The sequence below is a fragment of the Caldibacillus sp. 210928-DFI.2.18 genome (genome assembly GCF_020554505.1).
Classification (GTDB): domain Bacteria; phylum Bacillota; class Bacilli; order Bacillales; family Caldibacillaceae; genus Caldifermentibacillus; species Caldifermentibacillus hisashii.
Genome location: NZ_JAJCHL010000156.1, coordinates 1 through 3,382, shown reverse-complemented (window position 1 = coordinate 3,382; position 3,382 = coordinate 1). Strand labels below are relative to the sequence as shown.

The 3,382-nt window shown below is 34.8% G+C and carries 3 protein-coding genes; all 3 read left to right on the top strand.

Going from position 1 to position 3,382, the window contains the following annotated elements; translation table 11 throughout:
- The first annotated feature begins 252 nt into the window (after nt 1-252).
- The 3 genes from LIZ98_RS17115 (at nt 253) to LIZ98_RS17105 (ending at nt 3,265) form a co-directional block, all read left to right on the top strand.
- The gene (locus LIZ98_RS17115; RefSeq protein ID WP_227140362.1) at nt 253-1,713 is read left to right on the top strand and encodes a type I restriction-modification system subunit M; all 1,461 of its coding nucleotides are present in this window, start codon (nt 253-255) and stop codon (nt 1,711-1,713) included.
- Nucleotides 1,714-1,717: 4 nt separating this feature from the next.
- Nucleotides 1,718-2,866: a restriction endonuclease subunit S gene (locus LIZ98_RS17110; protein ID WP_227140363.1), complete on the top strand. Its 1,149-nt coding sequence runs from the start codon at nt 1,718-1,720 to the stop codon at nt 2,864-2,866.
- A 219-nt stretch (nt 2,867-3,085) separates the two neighbouring features.
- Nucleotides 3,086-3,265 carry a hypothetical protein gene (locus tag LIZ98_RS17105; RefSeq protein ID WP_227140364.1) on the top strand — a complete coding sequence of 60 codons (180 nt, stop codon included), beginning with the start codon at nt 3,086-3,088 and terminating at the stop codon, nt 3,263-3,265.
- Nucleotides 3,266-3,382: the final 117 nt, after the last annotated feature.

The window sequence follows — 3,382 nt, the reverse complement described above, 5'->3', positions numbered from 1 at the left end:
GTTTGTTTCCATAAAAATTTTTCGACATTGAAAAAATGAAGACGTCAATTAATTTTGCCAAGGAAACTCACCAATAAAAGGAGATTTTCCCTAATTACCAACCTTAATTATGCAATTTGCTGCACACCTGTCAAAAGCTAGAAAAAAATTTTTAAAAAAGATATCAATGAAGTGGAACATGATAAAAAATTTTATTGAAAAATGGTACAATAGAATCAAAATTGAACTTTGATAGGGATTTTGGAGGTAGCAATGATTACAGGTGAATTGAAAAATAAAGTTGATAAAATATGGGGAACGTTCTGGACGGGCGGCATTACAAATCCGTTAACCGTCATCGAACAATTTACCTATTTATTATTTATAAAAGGCTTAGACGAAACAGAAACGACAAAAGAAAAGGAAGCGGAAGTTCTCGGGATTCCTTTTGAGGGAATTTTCCCCGAAGATAAACAGCATTTGCGCTGGCATCGTTTCAAACAGCTCGGTTCACCGGAAGAAATGTATCGGGTTGTATCGGATGAGGTGTTTCCTTTTATAAAAAGCCTACATGGCAAAGAGGATTCAGCCTATTCCAAGTATATGAGTGATGCGATGTTTTTAATTCCAACGGCGAATATGCTGGCAAAAATTGTCGACGGAATTGATAATTTACCCTTGAAAGACCGTGATGTACAAGGAGATTTATACGAGTATCTTCTTTCAAAAATTGCCACAGCCGGCACAAACGGACAATTCCGGACACCAAGACACATTATAAAAATGATGGTGGAACTAATGAAACCAACGCCGGAAGACATCATCATCGACCCGGCCATGGGTTCGGCCGGATTTTTAGTGGCAGCCAGTGAATATTTACGTAAACATCATAATGATTTATTTCTTGTTCAAGGCTTAAAAGAACATTTTCACAATACAATGTTTTACGGCAATGATATGGATCGGACGATGCTTCGGATTGGTGCGATGAACATGATGCTTCATGGAGTTGACAATCCGAACATTGACTATCGGGATTCACTTTCCGAGATTAATAAAGATAAAGAAAAATATACAATGGTTTTGGCAAATCCGCCATTTAAAGGGTCATTGGATTATGATGCGGTTTCGAATGACTTGTTGAAAATCGCCAAAACAAAGAAAACGGAATTATTATTCTTATCCTTATTTATTCGGATCTTAAAACCGGGTGGTCGGGCAGCGGTTATTGTCCCGGATGGTGTGTTGTTCGGTAGTTCGAATGCACATAAACAAATTCGGAAAGAGATTATTGATAATCATAAACTGGAAGCCATTATTTCCATGCCAAGCGGGGTCTTTAAACCGTATGCAGGTGTATCTACAGCGGTTATGATTTTTACAAAGACCGGTGCAGGTGGGACGGATAATGTTTGGTTCTATGATATGAAAGCAGACGGATTTTCATTGGACGACAAACGCACCCCGATTGAAGACAACGACATACCGGATATCATTGCAAGGTTCAATAATCTTGAAGCGGAAAAAGAACGTAAACGGACCGAACAATCCTTCTTCGTACCGGTAGATGAGTTGCGGGAAAACGACTACGACCTGTCGATTAATAAATATAAAGAAATCGAGTATGAAGAAGTGGAGTATGAAGCTCCGGGAGTTATTCTTAAAAAAATAGAAGAATATGAACAGAAAATTATACAGGGAATAAAAGAATTAAAAGAACTAATTAGGGGTTAGTTAGATGAAAAAGATAAAGTTAAAAGAAATATTTGAGATAAAAAAAGGTAAGAAAGTTGAACCAGTTGATGAATCTTTTCCTAATAAAGTAAGGTATATCCAGATTGAAGATTTGAGGGATGACAGAAGTGTAAAATATTGCTTTCACGATGATAATTACGTATATGCTAACAGTGAAAGTATAATTATTGCTTGGGATGGGGCAAATGCTGGAACGGTTTCTTACGGTTTAGAAGGAGCTATAGGAAGTACATTGGCAGTTTTGGAAGCAAAAACCAAAGATATTTATATACCTTTTGTAGGGAAATTTTTGCAATCTAAATTCCAATATTTAAGAGATACTTGTACGGGTGCTACTATCCCGCATATATCAAGAAAGGCACTTGAAAATTTGTTAATACCGATGCCTTCTTTTGAAGAACAGGTGTTTATTTCAAAAATATTAGATAAAGCACAGTCATTGGTAGAAAGACGCAAAGCCCAAATCGAATCATTAGACCAATTAACACAAAGTGTATTTTTGGAGATGTTTGGGGATCCAATAATTATTTCAAATAAATACAATACTGTCTCACTTAAAGATTTATGTATTAACATTTCTGGTGGAGGAACACCCTCTAAGTCTAAACCAGAGTATTACTTAGGTGAGATACCATGGGTAACTCCTAAAGATATGAAAAGACTATTGATTGATAATAGTTTACAGCACATTTCTAAAGAAGCAATTGAAAATAGTTCAGCTAAAATTATTCCAAAAAATTCTGTGCTAATGGTTGTAAGAAGTGGAATATTAAAGAAAAAATTACCTTTAGCAATAAATACAAGAGAAGTGGCAGTGAATCAAGATATGAAGGCTTTTACTGTTAATAAAGAATTAATTAATCCAGAGTATTTATTATTCTTTTTTATGTTTTATCAAAGAAAGTTGCTAGGTAAAGTAAGATCGGTAACGGCAGACAACTTAGACTTTAATGATGTCAAAAAAATTCCTGTTCCTGTTCCGAAAATTGAACTTCAAAATCATTTCTCAAAAATTTTCTATGACATTAATAAGCAAAAAAATAATTTTCAAGAACAATTAACTTTGTTGGAAAATAATTTCAACTCTCTGCTGCAACGTGCCTTCAAAGGTGAATTATTTACCGAAAGATAACATGAAAATAATATAATAAAAACAGCGAATTAACAACGGCTTTATTTATCTTGGAAAGTTAAAGGAGGTCTATGAATGAGCGAGTACAAACAAATGATTGAAAACTATAGTTTAAATGTGAATGGTTTCGACGTTAGCCCTTTTGAAAGTATTCGCATGTTTTACTACCGGAGTGACTTATAAAAAGTATTTGATTTAACCTTTCAAGAAAAAGTTCAATTGGCTCAATATGACCTCGTTCTTATTCAAAATGCCGTAAAAATGGTGGAACATGTTGGAGAAGTGTATGATTTTTCGTTATCCACCCAGCCTATTGATGAATGGTGGCGGCATCTGGTTAAGGTAGCTTCCGGTGAATTGTCGCTTGATGTAATTTCTTTTAAAGACAAGGCAATCTAAAAGGAGGGTAAAACTATTTGGATTCCCAAAAAAATGTTCGATGGAGACAGCGATTTGATAATTTTAAAAAATCATATCAGCTATTGGAAAATACTCCTCTCTGGAACTAACTTCTGA

Bases quoted from the DNA above. Each gene is read 5' to 3' on its own strand.
- LIZ98_RS17115 (WP_227140362.1), top strand. From the start codon at position 253: ATGATTACAGGTGAATTGAAAAATAAAGTTGATAAAATATGGGGAACG.
- LIZ98_RS17110 (WP_227140363.1), top strand. From the start codon at position 1,718: ATGAAAAAGATAAAGTTAAAAGAAATATTTGAGATAAAAAAAGGTAAG.